This window comes from Salmonella sp. NW884, from assembly GCF_051700745.1.
Taxonomy (GTDB): Bacteria; Pseudomonadota; Gammaproteobacteria; order Enterobacterales; family Enterobacteriaceae; genus Salmonella; species Salmonella enterica.
Genome location: NZ_JAMMDE010000004.1, coordinates 69,057 through 83,257 on the forward strand (window position 1 = coordinate 69,057; position 14,201 = coordinate 83,257).

At 53.0% G+C, this 14,201-nt stretch carries 15 protein-coding genes; 5 read left to right on the forward strand and 10 right to left on the reverse strand.

From position 1 onward, the window contains the following. Positions 1–3 precede the first annotated feature (3 nt). From trmH to gmk, 4 genes are read right to left on the reverse strand one after another with little or no spacing between them, the layout of a single operon-like run. Positions 4–693 carry a tRNA (guanosine(18)-2'-O)-methyltransferase TrmH gene (gene trmH, locus NA197_RS10970; RefSeq protein ID WP_001068436.1) on the reverse strand — a complete coding sequence of 230 codons (690 nt, stop codon included), beginning with the start codon at positions 691–693 and terminating at the stop codon, positions 4–6. Between the two features lie 4 nt (positions 694–697). Continuing rightward, entirely contained in the window at positions 698–2,809 is a 2,112-nt protein-coding gene (gene spoT, locus NA197_RS10975; RefSeq protein ID WP_000280481.1) for a bifunctional GTP diphosphokinase/guanosine-3',5'-bis pyrophosphate 3'-pyrophosphohydrolase, read from the reverse strand. An 18-nt stretch (positions 2,810–2,827) separates the two neighbouring features. After that, the gene (rpoZ, locus tag NA197_RS10980; protein WP_000135058.1) at positions 2,828–3,103 is read right to left on the reverse strand and encodes a DNA-directed RNA polymerase subunit omega; all 276 of its coding nucleotides are present in this window, start codon (positions 3,101–3,103) and stop codon (positions 2,828–2,830) included. A 54-nt stretch (positions 3,104–3,157) separates the two neighbouring features. Next, a complete protein-coding gene (gene gmk / locus NA197_RS10985; protein ID WP_000046966.1) occupies positions 3,158–3,781 on the reverse strand; it encodes a guanylate kinase in 624 nt (207 codons plus the stop codon). Between the two features lie 256 nt (positions 3,782–4,037). Here gmk and ligB point away from each other — a divergent pair, with 256 nt between their 5' ends. Continuing rightward, on the forward strand, positions 4,038–5,723 hold the full coding sequence (gene ligB, locus NA197_RS10990; RefSeq protein WP_064043163.1) for an NAD-dependent DNA ligase LigB: 1,686 nt from the start codon (positions 4,038–4,040) through the stop codon (positions 5,721–5,723). Here ligB and NA197_RS10995 read toward each other — a convergent pair. Together NA197_RS10995 and NA197_RS11000 are read right to left on the reverse strand one after the other, a co-directional pair. Beyond that, complete coding sequence (locus NA197_RS10995) at positions 5,720–6,337, reverse strand: trimeric intracellular cation channel family protein (RefSeq protein WP_000924334.1); 618 nt, start codon at positions 6,335–6,337, stop codon at positions 5,720–5,722. The genes ligB and NA197_RS10995 overlap by 4 nt on opposite strands. A 250-nt stretch (positions 6,338–6,587) precedes the next feature. Continuing rightward, a complete protein-coding gene (locus tag NA197_RS11000; protein WP_064043162.1) occupies positions 6,588–7,469 on the reverse strand; it encodes an HARLDQ motif MBL-fold protein in 882 nt (293 codons plus the stop codon). Positions 7,470–7,542: 73 nt separating this feature from the next. Here NA197_RS11000 and NA197_RS11005 point away from each other — a divergent pair, with 73 nt between their 5' ends. Next, a complete protein-coding gene (locus tag NA197_RS11005) occupies positions 7,543–8,445 on the forward strand; it encodes a LysR family transcriptional regulator (protein WP_064043161.1) in 903 nt (300 codons plus the stop codon). Positions 8,446–8,494: 49 nt separating this feature from the next. Here the strand turns inward: NA197_RS11005 and NA197_RS11010 are convergent, their stop codons facing one another. Next, complete coding sequence (locus NA197_RS11010) at positions 8,495–9,358, reverse strand: YicC/YloC family endoribonuclease (RefSeq protein WP_000621352.1); 864 nt, start codon at positions 9,356–9,358, stop codon at positions 8,495–8,497. A gap of 125 nt (positions 9,359–9,483) precedes the next feature. Here NA197_RS11010 and rph point away from each other — a divergent pair, with 125 nt between their 5' ends. Together rph and pyrE are read left to right on the forward strand one after the other, a co-directional pair. Then, the gene (gene rph, locus NA197_RS11015) at positions 9,484–10,200 is read left to right on the forward strand and encodes a ribonuclease PH (RefSeq protein ID WP_001247078.1); all 717 of its coding nucleotides are present in this window, start codon (positions 9,484–9,486) and stop codon (positions 10,198–10,200) included. A gap of 78 nt (positions 10,201–10,278) precedes the next feature. Continuing rightward, positions 10,279–10,920: an orotate phosphoribosyltransferase gene (pyrE, locus tag NA197_RS11020; protein WP_000806167.1), complete on the forward strand. Its 642-nt coding sequence runs from the start codon at positions 10,279–10,281 to the stop codon at positions 10,918–10,920. A 77-nt stretch (positions 10,921–10,997) separates the two neighbouring features. Here pyrE and slmA read toward each other — a convergent pair whose 3' ends face one another. The 3 genes from slmA to coaBC form a co-directional block, all read right to left on the reverse strand. Further along, positions 10,998–11,594, reverse strand: coding sequence for a nucleoid occlusion factor SlmA (gene slmA, locus NA197_RS11025; RefSeq protein ID WP_000818607.1), 597 nt, complete (start codon positions 11,592–11,594; stop codon positions 10,998–11,000). 107 nt (positions 11,595–11,701) lie between these two features. Then, positions 11,702–12,160: a dUTP diphosphatase gene (dut, locus tag NA197_RS11030; RefSeq protein ID WP_000976078.1), complete on the reverse strand. Its 459-nt coding sequence runs from the start codon at positions 12,158–12,160 to the stop codon at positions 11,702–11,704. Continuing rightward, the gene (gene coaBC / locus NA197_RS11035; RefSeq protein WP_000050176.1) at positions 12,138–13,358 is read right to left on the reverse strand and encodes a bifunctional phosphopantothenoylcysteine decarboxylase/phosphopantothenate--cysteine ligase CoaBC; all 1,221 of its coding nucleotides are present in this window, start codon (positions 13,356–13,358) and stop codon (positions 12,138–12,140) included. Before coaBC ends, dut begins: the two co-directional genes overlap by 23 nt. Before the next feature lie 175 nt (positions 13,359–13,533). Between coaBC and radC the strand changes: the two genes are divergently transcribed. Further along, positions 13,534–14,199: a RadC family protein gene (radC, locus tag NA197_RS11040; RefSeq protein ID WP_000380129.1), complete on the forward strand. Its 666-nt coding sequence runs from the start codon at positions 13,534–13,536 to the stop codon at positions 14,197–14,199. The last annotated feature ends 2 nt before the right edge of the window (positions 14,200–14,201 follow it).

The following is a 14,201-nucleotide window of genomic DNA, read 5'->3' on the forward strand; positions in this document are numbered from 1 at the left end:
TGATTACCCTGCCGCCTGCATCGTCGCCCACCAGTCAGCATCGGCGTCGATTTCGCCCTGCTGATTGACGCGAGGATAAGGCAGACCTTTACGTTTAGCGACTTTCGCCAGCACCGGATAACCACCCTCAAACAGCAGGCGCTGCTGTTCATCTTCCGGCAACATGCTATTTTCACGCAGATACATGCCCGCGTTCTGTCGCTGGCGCTGGGCTTCATAAAGAATGAGCGCGGAGGCGACGGAAACATTCAGCGACTGTACCATGCCGATCATCGGAATGATGATATCCCGATCCGCCAGGTCTAATGCTTCCTGAGTAATACCGGTTTTCTCCTGACCCATCAGAATACAGGTCGGGCGCGTGTAATCAATCTCGCGAAAGTCTACGGCCTTATCAGAAAGATGGGTTGCCAGAATCTGCATTCCCCGTCCTTTCAAATGGGCTACCGCATCGCCAATGGTACGGTGAGTTTTCACCTGTACCCAACTGTTGCTGCCCGCCGCCGCAGAAGCCATGGTGCGCATCCGGCTACCTGGCCAGATGGCATGGACTTCATGGACGCCAACGGCATCTGCGGTACGAATGATTGCAGAAACGTTATGAGGTTTGTGGACTTGCTCCATGCAGACCGTGAGATCAGGCTGACGCCTGGCGAGCATTTCGCATATACGCGCATAACGTTTTGGATTCATAGCGCTAGTTTCGGTTACGGGTGACTTTAATGACGTCTGGCATCACGCGGATTTTGCGCATGATATTCGCCAGATGTACGCGATCGCGTGCGGTAAGGCGAATAAAGGTACTATAGACGCGACCATCTTTCTCTTCAGTATTCAGGCTTTGAATATTGGAGGTGGTGGTATTAATCGCCGCCGTCAGGTTAGCCAGCGCGCCCTGATGGTTAAACATTTCCACCTTGATTTCGGTAATGAATTCCTGCTCCGTCTCTTTGTCCCATTCGACCGCCATAAATTTCTCTGGCTCTTTCTGGTATCCACGGATATTACGGCAGGATTCATGGTGGATCACCAGTCCTTTACCTGGGCTGACGTGAGCGATGATCGGGTCGCCTGGGATCGGACGACAACACTTCGCAAAGGTGATAAGCACGCCATCCGCGCCTTTAATCGGCAGGTGGCCGTGATTCGATTGCGCAACGGTCGGCACCACGGCTTCGCCTTGCTGCAGATTTTTCGCGACCACTACGCTCATCGCGTTGCCGAGACCGATTTCCGCCAGCAGATCGTCAAGCGTTGCCAGCTTCATACGATCCAATTCGCGCTGAATATTTTCCTGCGGAATTTCCGCCAGCTTACGACTACCGCCTAAAGCATGGTTAAGCAGACGACGGCCCAGGCTTACGGAGTCATCACGTTTGAGGTTTTTCAGCAACTGACGAATTTTAGCGCGCGCTTTAGAGCTGACGACAAAGTTCAGCCAGGCGGCGTTGGGACGCGCGCCCGGCGCGGTAATAATTTCGACGGTCTGACCGCTGCTAAGCGGCTGCGACAGCGGATAAGGCTGCCGGTCGACACGCGCGCCGACGCAGGCGTGGCCGATGTCGGTATGCACTGCATAGGCAAAATCCACCGGCGTAGCGCCAGCGGGCAGTTCGACAATGCGCCCTTCCGGGGTGAAAACGTAAATCTCATCCGGGAAGAGATCGGATTTTACGCTTTCGATAAATTCAAACGAACTACCGGCGCTCTGTTGTAGCTCCAGCAGGCTCTGCATCCAGCGCTGGGCGCGGATCTGCGCCGTGGTGCTGGTCTCACCGTGTTCTTTATACGCCCAGTGCGCCGCGACCCCCATTTCCGCCATCTGATCCATATCTTCGGTACGGATCTGGACTTCAACAGGAACGCCGTGCGGGCCGATCATCGAGGTGTGCAAAGACTGATAGCCGTTCGCTTTGGGAATGGCTATATAGTCTTTCACGCGTCCCGGACGCGGCTTATAGAGACTGTGCATCTGGCCGAGTACGCGATAGCAGGTATCGGAGTCATGAACGATCACGCGAAACGCGTAAATGTCCATGATCGAGTGAAAACGCTGCTCTTTGAGCACCATTTTGCAGTAGATCGAGTAAAGATGTTTTTCGCGACCGCTAACGCGACACGGAATTCCCGCCTCTTGCAAACGTCCTTCGATTTCAGAGAGGATTTTTTGGATCATCTCTTTACGGTTGCCGCGCGCCGCTTTTACCACTTCTTTGATGACGCGGTAACGATTGGGATACAGCGCTTCAAAGCCCAGCTCTTCCAGCTCGGTTTTGATGTGATGAATACCTAAACGGTGCGCCAGAGGACTGTAGATTTCCAGCGTTTCACGGGCAATACGACGACGTTTATCCGGGCGTAACGAGCCCAGCGTGCGCATGTTATGGGTACGGTCAGCAAGCTTAATGAGAATGACGCGGATATCCTGCACCATCGCCATAATCATTTTGCGAAAGTTTTCGGCCTGCGCCTCTTTCTTATCGCGGAACTTGAGCTTATCAAGTTTCGACACCCCCTCTACCAGCTCGGCAACGCTTTTACCGAAAAGCTGTTCCATGTCCTGATAGGTGGCGGGGGTATCTTCAATCACGTCATGCAGCAGAGCGGCCATCAGCGTTTCGTAGTCGAGTTTCATCTCGGCCAGAATACAGGCCACCGCTACCGGGTGCGTGATATAGGGTTCACCGCTTGAACGTGTCTGGCCCTCGTGAGCGTCACGTGCAACGAGATACGCCTGCCGAAGACGCTTAATCTGGTCTTCCGGCAGGTAGGTTTGAATCAGTTGATTCAGGCTTTCAAACAGATACAAGGGCGACCCGCTTTGTGATTAACGACGACCTTCAGCAATAGCGGTAACGGCTTGTAATTCAGCGGCTTCCTGCTCTTGCTGTTCCTGGCGCTCGCGGACGTCGAGGATCTGGTTGTTAATCAGACCTTCTTCGATTTCGCGCAGCGCGATAACGGTAGTTTTATCGTTTTCTTCCGGTACCAGCGGATCCTTTCCGCCTACCTGCATCTGACGAGCGCGACGCGCGGCGACCAGTACCAGGTCAAAACGGTTACCAATTTTCTCTACAGCGTCCTGAACAGTTACGCGTGCCATACTTAAAATGCTCCACAGGTGAAGAAATGACTGGGCATGATACTGAAAGTGGGTTCAGTCTGCCAACAATTTGCTGATTAAAGCGTCATGACGCTGCTTTTGGCGGCTCATACGCAGACGTTCAGCGCGAATGATGGTTTTCAAGTCGCTTAACGCGGTATCAAAGTCGTCATTCACAATAAGATAATCATATTCGGCGTAATGGCTCATTTCTGCAACCGCTTGCGCCATTCGTTTGGCAATGACTTCTTCGCTATCTTGCCCGCGGCCGCGTAAACGGCGATCCAATTCGATCTTTGATGGCGGCAAAATAAAAATGCTGCGTGCTTGCGGCATCTTTTCGCGAATTTGCTGGGCGCCCTGCCAGTCGATATCCAGAAAAACATCAACGCCGGTTGCCAGCACTTGCTCAATGGTTTCGCGCGAAGTGCCGTAGTAATTGCCAAACACTTCCGCGTGCTCCAGAAACGCCTCCCTGCCAATCATGGTTTTAAACTCATCATGATTTACAAAGAAATAGTGCTCACCGTGCACTTCACCCGGACGCGGCGCGCGCGTGGTATGTGAAACGGAAACCTGAGTGTCATACAACGGTTGGGTTTTTAATAAAGCCTGAATCAGGCTGGATTTACCCGCGCCACTGGGGGCAGAAACAATATAAAGCGTACCTTGAGCCATGAGTATCTTACGTCTGTGATTATCGAAATAGAGCCTTGATACGGGCTTATTATACACATCGCCGTTATGCGACGTAGTCTTTGTCACACTTTTTGCGCCAGATTATTGCATTTTGCGTCCCTTTTTCCGCTTTTATCGCGTCGTTGCAGCAACCCACCAAAAAATCTGGAAAGCGGCTCGGATGATTCATTTTTACCTGTCGGTTTTTATTCACTAAAGCGCTATACCTGCCGGGCAATGTGCGCAGGAGGTTGTGATGAGATTATGGAAAAGTATGGCGTGGGGAGTTTTATTGTGGCATTCGCAGAGTGGGGCGCTTTGCCCGGCCTGGCCGCCGGCGAGGGCCGCTGAAGAAATCGCCCGTTTACAGCAACAGCTCGCTGACTGGAATGACATCTACTGGAAACAAGGTGTTAGCGCGGTTGACGATAGTGTGTACGACCAACTCAGCGCAAGGCTGGTTCAGTGGCAACGCTGTGTTGGTCAGGATGTTTCATCTACTCCGGTTTCACCGCCGTTAAACGGTACTACAATGCATCCTGTTGCACATACGGGCGTACGCAAACTCGCGGACCGGCAGGCGGTAGAACAGTGGATGCGCGGGCGCAGCGAGCTTTGGGTACAACCAAAAGTGGATGGCGTAGCGGTAACGCTGGTTTATCAAAACGGTAAACTGGCCAGGGCTATCAGCCGGGGTAACGGACTACAAGGCGAGGACTGGACGCCAAAAATTCGCCTGATCCCCTCTATACCGCAGACAACACAAGGCGCGCTAGCTAACGCGGTGTTGCAGGGCGAAATCTTTCTACAGCGCGAGGGGCATATCCAGCAACGGATGGGCGGGATGAATGCGCGCTCGAAAGTCGCAGGAATGTTAATGCGCCAGGATAACGCCTCCGCGCTAAATTCGTTGGGTATTTTTATTTGGGCGTGGCCGGACGGTCCGGCAAATATGCCCGAAAGGTTAAGCCAACTTGCTAAGGCTGGATTCAGTCTGACGAAGAAATATTCCCTGGTGGTAAAAGATGCCAGCGAGGTCGAGCGGGCGCGCCAGTCATGGCTGACGTCAGCGTTGCCCTTTGTGACGGATGGCGTAGTGATACGCATGGCTAAAGAGCCCGCGGCACAATACTGGCGACCCGGGCAGGGCGACTGGCTGGCAGCATGGAAATATCCGCCAGTAGCGCAGGTCGCGCAAGTGAGCGCTATTCAGTTCTCGGTGGGGAAAAGCGGCAAAATTACCGTAGTAGCGTCGCTTGTCCCCGTTATATTGGATGATAAGCGGGTTCAGCGGGTCAATATCGGTTCTGTGAAACGTTGGGAAGCGTGGGATATCGCGCCGGGCGATCAGATCCTGGTGAGTCTGGCGGGGCAAGGCATTCCCCGGCTTGATGAGGTCGTCTGGCGGAGTCGTGAACGGAGTAAGCCTGTGCCGCCTGATAGCCATTTCAACTCGCTGACCTGCTTTTACGCGTCGGCAACGTGTCAGGAACAGTTTATCTCCAGACTGGTATGGCTGGGGTCACGGTCGGCGTTGGGTCTGGACGGAATGGGTGAAGCCAGCTGGCGGGCCTTGCATCAGACGCATCGCTTTGAGCATATCTTCTCCTGGCTTACCCTGACGTCAGCGCAAATAGCCAACACGCCAGGCTTTGCTAAAGGAAAAAGCGAGCAGATATGGCGGCAATTTAACCTGGCGCGCCGGCAGCCGTTTACCCGCTGGATCATGGCGATGGATATCCCCTTAACGCAGGCTGCATTACAGGCCAGCGGCGATCGTTCATGGGAGCAGTTATTAATGCGAACAGAGCAACACTGGCGGCAGTTGCCAGCGACGGGCGAGCGTCGTGCCGGGAGAGTCATCGACTGGCGGAATAATCCGCAGATCAAAACGCTGAGCAGATGGCTGGCTGCTCAGCATATTCCCGGATTTGGGTCTTAGTGCCCTTCATGGCGGTAATAAAATACCGGCAGGCCAAGTTTAAGACGTAGCGCTAATAACCTTGCTGTAAAGCCAAACAGTAGTGTAGAGATAACGACGACATCCGGATTCATGACGTAATGTTGCAGCGCAATATAGAGCACCGCCGAGGCGAACGAAATGCCGGCATATAGCTCTTTTTGAAACACCAGTGGAATGCGTTTGCAGAACATATCGCGGAGCACGCCGCCAAAGACGCCGGTAGTGACGGCGGCTACCACGGCGATAATTGGCCCTTCGCCCATATCAAGGGCTATCTGAGCGCCAATAATAGAGAAAACCACCAACCCCAGCGCGTCAAGTACCAGGAAAAGCTTGCGTAAATAGGGCATGACGGGGGCAACAATGGTGGTCAATACAGCGGCAGTCGCCACAATAATGACATATTCGGGATGCTTCACCCAACCCAGCGGATAGTGACCGAGCAGAATGTCGCGAACCGAGCCTCCACCAATGGCGGTGGCGGTAGCAATAATAATTACGCCGAATGTATCCATGCGACGACGACCCGCAGCGAGTGCGCCCGTCATGGCCTCGGCAGTGATGCCAATTAAATAAAGAACGTGCAACAGCATGATTTCCCCCTAATTTACTGGGGGCGAAGATTAACGATTTGTGCGCTGTATCACGATTGAGATTTTCTAAGGCATTACACGATTAATAAATTTTAGTAATGATTTTAAATTTATGATTAATAATTATTTATTATAAATATCAATAAATTGAACATCATTTTTGTGGTTTATTGTATGCGAGGTTTTTCTGTTTTGACTTAGATAATTTAAAAGAACGGCGCCCTGGACGCGCCGCCGGTGAATCATTTCATTATGGCTGCTGTGCGGTAAGTTGTGTGATGAAGCGCTGGCGCGAGCGTTCCACATACTGTTGCAAGCCATTGGAATCAAAGAAGGCCTGTGTATCGCCGTTGCGAAGTTGCTGTCGTTTCTCCAGTAGCCCGAAGCGGTCACCTTTGTTGGCAATAAAGATATCAACATGCTGGGCGGCCAGTGTCTTAAAGCTGCTCTGAATATCAGTAACCAGGTCAGGGTAATTTTTGTTGTTAATCAGCAGATAGTCAGGTGTGGCGAGACTATCTGCGTAAATTAGCGTCTTGCCGTTGCGGAGCGTTACGCGCCAGGAAGTTGAGCCGGGCAGATGTCCAGGCGTGAATAGTGCTGTCACGGTTATCCCTCCGAGGCTGATGCTTTCCTGGTTGTGGATAATTTTATCGGTGGTGACGGGCGGGAAGGGGAGCGCATCGCCAAGCGCAAAATCCTGTCGTCCACCCCTCGCCATCTGATCGGCGTTGGGTTGGCTGGCGACCAATTGTGCGCCGCTCCACGCTTTCAAACGTGCCATGCCCCCCGCTTGATCCAGCCGCGCATGGCTGTTCAACAGATAGCGCACGTCTGTGAGGCGGAATCCTGCCGCTTCAATATTCGCTTTAATTTGCGGTGCGCTTTCATCCAGCCCCGCATCAATAAGAATATGCCCTGCCGGAGTGGTCAGCAGAATAGAAGAGAGATTTTTCGTACCGACATACCACACGCCTTCTGTGATTTGAAACGGCTTTATAGGCTTAGCCCACGCTTTAAACAGTGATAACGGAGGCGCGGGTGATAACGGTTGTGAAGGATCTAATGCCGCCATGGCAGGAAGTGCTGATGTTGAAAATATACATACAAGGAATAATGCATAGCGATTCATAATGTTCTCCTGATTGAAGCGCCCGCAGTATACCTGGCAGTAATTTAGCCAGGTTCAATAAGAGAGACGTTTAATGAACTTGCTGCAAATGGATATGAACCTGTTAAAAGTACTGTATGTGCTGCTGGAGACGAGCTCTACGGGGAAAACGGCGCAAAAGCTGGCTTTATCGCCTTCTGCGGTAAGTCATGCGCTAATGAGATTGCGCGATGCGCTAAACGATCCGTTGTTTCGACGGGAAGGGAACCGCCAGATTGCTACGCCTTATGCGCAGGCACTGCGTGACAAATTGGCGCCTGTGTTTGTTTCGCTTAATGAGGAGCTGTTTGGCGATAAAGAGAACGGCTCCCGTTGTTTTCGGGTGGTACTTCCTCCCGCATTGAACGCGCTGCTTACGCCCGTTCTCGCAGAGAAAGGTCATCTTCATCAGGCGATGATCGAGTGCCTTCCTTTTGCCCGCCGACCCTGGCGTGATGAACTGTTGGATAGCTCGGTTGATTTGGTGCTGGCAATTGGCGACCATCAAAAGCAGGTCAGCGCTCTGCATTACGAGCGGGTGGGGACGACGCGTTTGATCGCGGTTTATGGCGCGCCATTGCGTTCACGCCTGGAGAATGCCACAGCGTTGAATTTTGCTGATCTACAGCATTATCAACACATTTACTGTTTGCCGTGGACAAAAGAGAACAACGAACTGGACAGGCAGCAGGCTCGTGCCGGGTTTGAACGTCCGCTGGCGTTTGTTTGTCATGATTACAGTCAACTGGCGCCTGCTGTCCAGTCGGCGCCGCTAATGGCGATTGTACCGCGCCCCTGGTATGAAAATTTATCCGATAAGCGCGGTCTTTTTGTCCTGCCGCTTGCCGGGGAGCAGGCGGAAGGCGCTATTTTTATGCAGTATCGGGCTTCAACGGTAGAGTGGAAGCGGCGCCTTATCGACGCTATTCGCCGGAAATTAAAAACGTACTACCGATAAACGCGAGAGCCCGCATAAGGCGGGCTCTGTGACATATTGAGCGCCAGAATTATTCAATATTCTGGATCTGCTCGCGCATTTGCTCGATCAACACTTTTAATTCAATAGCGGAGTTAGTTACATCAGCGTTGATGGATTTGGAGGCCAGGGTGTTCGACTCACGGTTAAATTCTTGCATCATGAAGTCCAGACGGCGACCTACCGCCTCTTTTTTCTTCAGAATGTTGTAAGTCTCTTTGACGTGTGCTTCGAGACGATCCAGCTCTTCCGCCACATCAATGCGTTGCGCCATCATCACCAGCTCTTGCTCCAGACGGTTGTTTTCCAACTGAACCTGAGCATCTTCCAGCTTCGCGACCAGGCGTTCACGCTGCCATTGCAGGATTTCTGGCATATGCGCGCGGACTTTCGCAACTTCGGCGCTGACGCCTTCCAGACGTTGTTCAATCAGCGCTTTCAGCGCCTGGCCTTCCGTTTCACGCGCCACGATAAAGTCATCCAGCGTACCGTCCAGGGCGGCTAAAATTTCTGCGGCAATCGCGTCCAGATCCTGCTCTTGCGCCGCCATGACACCTGGCCAGCGCAAAATATCAACCGGATTGATTTCCCCTTCGTCGCTCTGCATTTTGACCCAGTTTGCGGCGCTAACTAATTGTTTCGCGAGCTTTTCATTCAGAATAAGCTCGCCTTGCGCGCTGGCATCGGGTTCAAAACGCAGCATACATTCGACTTTGCCGCGCGTCAGGCGTGTACGAATGCGTTCGCGCACGACGGGTTCAAGACTACGGAACTGTTCCGGCAGACGAAAGTAAGTTTCCAGATAACGCTGGTTTACCGAGCGCATTTCCCAGGTCGCGCTACCCCATTCACCCTTGATTTCACGCCGGGCGTAGGCGGTCATACTGCGGATCATAGATGTTCCCGTTTTTAAAGGAGAGATGAGGGGATTATAGCTATCCATGCCTTGTCAGGATAGGAATAACCATCGGAAGTCCGTATAATGCGCAGCCACATTCGTTTTAAGCCGGAGATCTCAATATGCGTCCAGCAGGCCGTAGCGCTAATCAGGTGCGTCCCGTAACCCTGACCCGTAACTATACAAAACACGCTGAAGGCTCGGTACTGGTCGAATTTGGAGATACCAAAGTGTTGTGCACCGCCTCCATTGAAGAAGGCGTCCCACGTTTTCTGAAAGGACAAGGCCAGGGGTGGATCACCGCAGAGTATGGCATGTTGCCTCGCGCTACCCATACCCGTAATGCGCGTGAAGCAGCAAAGGGTAAGCAGGGCGGCCGTACTATGGAAATTCAGCGTTTGATCGCGCGTGCGCTGCGTGCGGCGGTCGATCTGAAAACGCTCGGCGAATTTACCATTACGCTGGACTGCGATGTAATCCAGGCCGATGGCGGTACGCGTACAGCGTCTATTACCGGCGCCTGCGTGGCGTTGGCGGATGCGCTGAATAAATTGGTTGCCAACGGTAAGCTGAAAACCAACCCGATGAAAGGCATGGTGGCGGCGGTTTCCGTAGGCATCGTTAACGGCGAAGCGATCTGCGATCTGGAATATGTTGAAGATTCCGCCGCAGAAACCGACATGAACGTCGTGATGACTGAAGACGGCCGCATTATTGAAGTACAGGGTACCGCGGAAGGCGAGCCGTTCAGCCATGAAGAACTTCTCACTTTGTTGGCGCTGGCCCGAGGGGGAATTGAATCCATTGTGGCGACGCAGAAGGCGGCGTTAGAAAATTGATTTTAAGGCGACTGAAAAGTCGCCTTTTTTTTGTCCGTAAATTTCGTAAATGATGAAAGTAAGAAAAGGAGCGAATCCATGAAACCGTATCAGCGCCAGTTTATTGAGTTTGCGCTTAACAAGCAGGTACTAAAGTTTGGCGAGTTTACGCTGAAATCCGGGCGCAAAAGCCCCTATTTCTTCAACGCCGGGCTGTTTAATACCGGGCGCGACCTGGCGTTGTTAGGCCGTTTTTATGCCGAAGCGCTGGTGGATTCCGGTATTGAATTTGATCTGCTGTTTGGCCCCGCGTACAAAGGTATTCCGATCGCGACGACGACGGCGGTTGCGCTGGCGGAACATCACGATAAAGACCTGCCGTACTGCTTTAACCGCAAAGAGGCAAAAGATCATGGTGAAGGCGGGAGTCTGGTGGGCAGCGCGCTACAGGGCCGCGTGATGCTGGTGGATGACGTGATTACCGCAGGTACGGCGATTCGCGAGTCGATGGAGATTATTCAGGCGCACGGGGCTACGCTGGCTGGCGTACTGATTTCGTTGGATCGTCAGGAACGTGGCCGCGGCGAGATTTCCGCGATTCAGGAAGTGGAGCGCGACTATGGCTGTAAGGTTATCTCCATCATTACGCTGAAAGACCTGATTGCCTATCTGGAAGAAAAACCTGATATGGCTGAGCATCTGGCGGCTGTGCGAGCATACCGGGAAGAATTTGGCGTGTAAGCGAATTGCCCGGTGGCGCTTTACCGGGCCTATGTTTCTGTCGCCTGGATAAGGCGTGAGCCACTATCCAGTCAGCGTTACTGTAGCTGAGCGGCAATGAGCGGCCAGCGGGCGTCGAAATCGTCCGTTGGGCGGTATTTAAATTCGCTACGCACGAACCGTGAAAGCATACCTTCACAGAAGGCTAACAGCTGGCTTGCCAGCAGATTTTCATCCGTCGTGTAGCCTTCGCCTTCACGCATTCTTTTTTCTCGTAGCACCTGGCGGAGCTGCGCTTCGATGCGTTCAAAAAGCTGATTAATGCGCCCCTGCAGGCGATCCTGTTCAAACATCAGCGCGTGCCCGGTAAGAATGCGCGTCAGGCCAGGGTTGCGTTCGCCAAAACCCAGAATCAGCAACACAATCAGGCGCAAACGCGTGCTGGTGTTTTTTTCATCTTTTAAAATCAGATTGATACGGGTAATCAGACTATCTTCGATAAACTCAATCAGGCTATCGAACATGCGGGTCTTGCTGGGAAAATGGCGGTATAGCGCCGCTTCGGAAACGCCGACCGAGGCCGCCAGTTTTGCCGTCGTGATGCGTTGGCTTCCATCGCTGGATTCAAGCATCAGCGCCAGTGACTGAAGTATTTCTTCGCGACGATTCCTTTTCGCAGTTTGTTTTTCTGCCATGTTACAAAATACCCCTGAAAATAAGCACTTGCCAGGCGAGCACCCACGCTATAACCGCAAACTCAGCGCTTGCGGCAGTATTATGACGTTATGGGGATGCGTAAAATTTACTTACGGCCAGAATGACCGAAGCCGCCCTCGCCACGTTCGGTGGCGTCAAATGCTTCCACCAGATTAAATTCGGCCTGAACGACCGGAACAAACACCATTTGCGCGATACGTTCGCCCGGTTCAATGGTAAAACTGTCCTGACCACGGTTCCAGATCGAAACCATCAGTTGCCCCTGATAATCGGAATCAATCAGCCCGACCAGGTTGCCCAGCACGATACCATGTTTATGGCCCAGGCCCGAACGCGGCAACATGACTGCCGCCAGTGATGGATCGGCGATATGAATGGCCAGTCCGGTAGGTACCAACGTCGTTGCGCCAGGCGCCAGTTCTACGGCGTCGTCGAGACAGGCGCGCAGGTCAAGCCCGGCAGAACCAGAAGTAGCATAAGTCGGCAGCGGAAACTGCTGACCAACACGCGGGTCCAGAATCTTAACGTCGATTTTTTTCATCATAACGGGTCACGATCTCGTCGAGTAATAATTGGCCCAGGAGTTCTTTCCGCTCAAGCGGTAAGACTTTATCTCCATCCTGCCAGAAAAGGTGTAAAGCGTTTTTATCGCTATTAAATCCCTGATTTGAAAGAGAAACATCATTTGCACAAATCAGGTCAAGGTTCTTACGGATACGTTTTTGCCGGGCGTATTCTTCCACATTATTCGTTTCCGCGGCAAACCCAACAACGTAGGGTCGATTGTCACTGAGTGCGGCCACCCCGGCGACAATGTCCGGGTTTTTGACCATTTTTATTAGTAATTCATCACCTTGCGCCGCCTGTTTTTTGATTTTTTCACTGGCGATAGTCTCTGCGCGATAGTCAGCCACGGCGGCGCAGCTAATGAAAATGTGCTGCTGTTGAACGGCGGCCTGAACAGCGGCTTCCATGTCCAGCGCGGTTATGACATCAACCCGTTTTACAAAAGGCGGCGTTGGTAACGAAACGGGACCGGAGACCAGCGTGACATTTGCGCCGCGACGCGCGGCGGCCGCCGCAATAGCGAAGCCCATTTTACCGGAGCTGTGGTTGGAAATATAACGCACCGGGTCGAGCGGTTCGCGCGTCGGGCCTGCCGTAATCATGATATTAAGATGTCGCAGATCGTTGACGGCGGCGAAATGCGCGGCGGCCTTATCAACGATAACTAATGGGTCCAGCATTCGGCCTGGGCCTACGTCGCCGCACGCCTGACTGCCGCTATCCGGCCCCCAAATGAACAGGCCGCGAGAGGCGAGCACCTCCAGATTATGTTGCGTGGCGGCAGCGCGGTACATCTGTTGGTTCATGGCCGGAAGAACGGCCACCGGGGCTGGCGTCGCCAGGCAGATGGTGGAGACTAAATCATTAGCCATACCCGATGCTACACGGGCGATCAGATCGGCGGTCGCGGGGGCAAGAATCACCAGGTCGGCCCATTTCCCCAACTCGATATGCCCCATCGCAGCTTCGGCGGCAGGGTCAAGCAGACTGTCGGATACGGGATAGCCCGACACGGCCTGTAAGCTCAGGGGGGTAATAAAGGCTTTTGCCGCCTCGGTCATTGCCACGCGCACGTCAGCGCCGCGCTCACGTAAACGGCGCACCAGCTCCGGCGTTTTATACGCAGCGATACCGCCGCTAACGCCGAGAACAATTTTTTTACCGGCCAGGCTCATCATGTCTTTCCTGTTGGGTGACTTTGAAAGGCGGCTATTTTATCACAATCTCTACGGCGTCGTGTCTTTGCCTGCGCTCCACTTTGCGAGGCGCTACGCAAGAACAAAATCGGGGCGTCGATCTCTCCCAAAGGCTGTGCCACTATGCCGCTTCCTTAAAAAAGGAGGTGCGCGTATGGATACGTTGGACGAATTATTGCCGCGTGAAAAAATGCTCAGATCCGGCATTGCTTCCCTCAGCGACGTGGAACTGCTGGCGCTTTTTTTACGTACCGGCACGCCGGGAAAAGATGTTATGACGTTGGCAAAAGAGATATTGCAGCACTTTGGGTCGCTGTATGGCCTGCTGTCGGCGGACTTTGCGCAGTTTCGCGGCGTAAACGGCATCGGCCTGGCGAAATTCGCGCAGTTGAAAGGCATTGCTGAGCTGGCAAGGCGCTATTACAGCGTGCGCATGAATGAGGAAAGTGCGTTGCTGAGTCCGGAAATGACGCGGGAATTTCTGCAAAGCCAACTGACGGGCGAAGAGCGTGAGATCTTTCTGGTGATCTTCCTTGATGCCCAGCACCGGGTGCTTCAGCACAGCCGCCTGTTTTCCGGCACGCTTAACCACGTAGAGGTGCATCCGCGTGAGATTGTTCGGGAAGCGATTAAACTCAATGCTTCAGCGGTCATTCTGGCGCATAACCACCCTTCAGGCTGCGCAGAGCCAAGTAAAGCAGATAAACTTATCACTGAGCGCGTGATAAAGTGTTGCCAGTTTATGGATATCCGGGTGCTCGATCACCTGATAATTGGGCGCGGAGAGTACGTTTCTTTTGCCGAACGCGGCTGGATTTAAGA

Bases quoted from the DNA above. Each gene is read 5' to 3' on its own strand.
- trmH (WP_001068436.1), bottom strand. From the start codon at position 693: ATGAATCCAAAACGTTATGCGCGTATATGCGAAATGCTCGCCAGGCGT.
- rpoZ (WP_000135058.1), bottom strand. From the start codon at position 3,103: ATGGCACGCGTAACTGTTCAGGACGCTGTAGAGAAAATTGGTAACCGT.
- gmk (WP_000046966.1), bottom strand. From the start codon at position 3,781: ATGGCTCAAGGTACGCTTTATATTGTTTCTGCCCCCAGTGGCGCGGGT.
- ligB (WP_064043163.1), top strand. From the start codon at position 4,038: ATGAGATTATGGAAAAGTATGGCGTGGGGAGTTTTATTGTGGCATTCG.
- NA197_RS10995 (WP_000924334.1), bottom strand. From the start codon at position 6,337: ATGCTGTTGCACGTTCTTTATTTAATTGGCATCACTGCCGAGGCCATG.
- NA197_RS11000 (WP_064043162.1), bottom strand. From the start codon at position 7,469: ATGAATCGCTATGCATTATTCCTTGTATGTATATTTTCAACATCAGCA.
- NA197_RS11005 (WP_064043161.1), top strand. From the start codon at position 7,543: ATGAACTTGCTGCAAATGGATATGAACCTGTTAAAAGTACTGTATGTG.
- NA197_RS11010 (WP_000621352.1), bottom strand. From the start codon at position 9,358: ATGATCCGCAGTATGACCGCCTACGCCCGGCGTGAAATCAAGGGTGAA.
- rph (WP_001247078.1), top strand. From the start codon at position 9,484: ATGCGTCCAGCAGGCCGTAGCGCTAATCAGGTGCGTCCCGTAACCCTG.
- pyrE (WP_000806167.1), top strand. From the start codon at position 10,279: ATGAAACCGTATCAGCGCCAGTTTATTGAGTTTGCGCTTAACAAGCAG.
- slmA (WP_000818607.1), bottom strand. From the start codon at position 11,594: ATGGCAGAAAAACAAACTGCGAAAAGGAATCGTCGCGAAGAAATACTT.
- dut (WP_000976078.1), bottom strand. From the start codon at position 12,160: ATGATGAAAAAAATCGACGTTAAGATTCTGGACCCGCGTGTTGGTCAG.
- coaBC (WP_000050176.1), bottom strand. From the start codon at position 13,358: ATGAGCCTGGCCGGTAAAAAAATTGTTCTCGGCGTTAGCGGCGGTATC.
- radC (WP_000380129.1), top strand. From the start codon at position 13,534: ATGGATACGTTGGACGAATTATTGCCGCGTGAAAAAATGCTCAGATCC.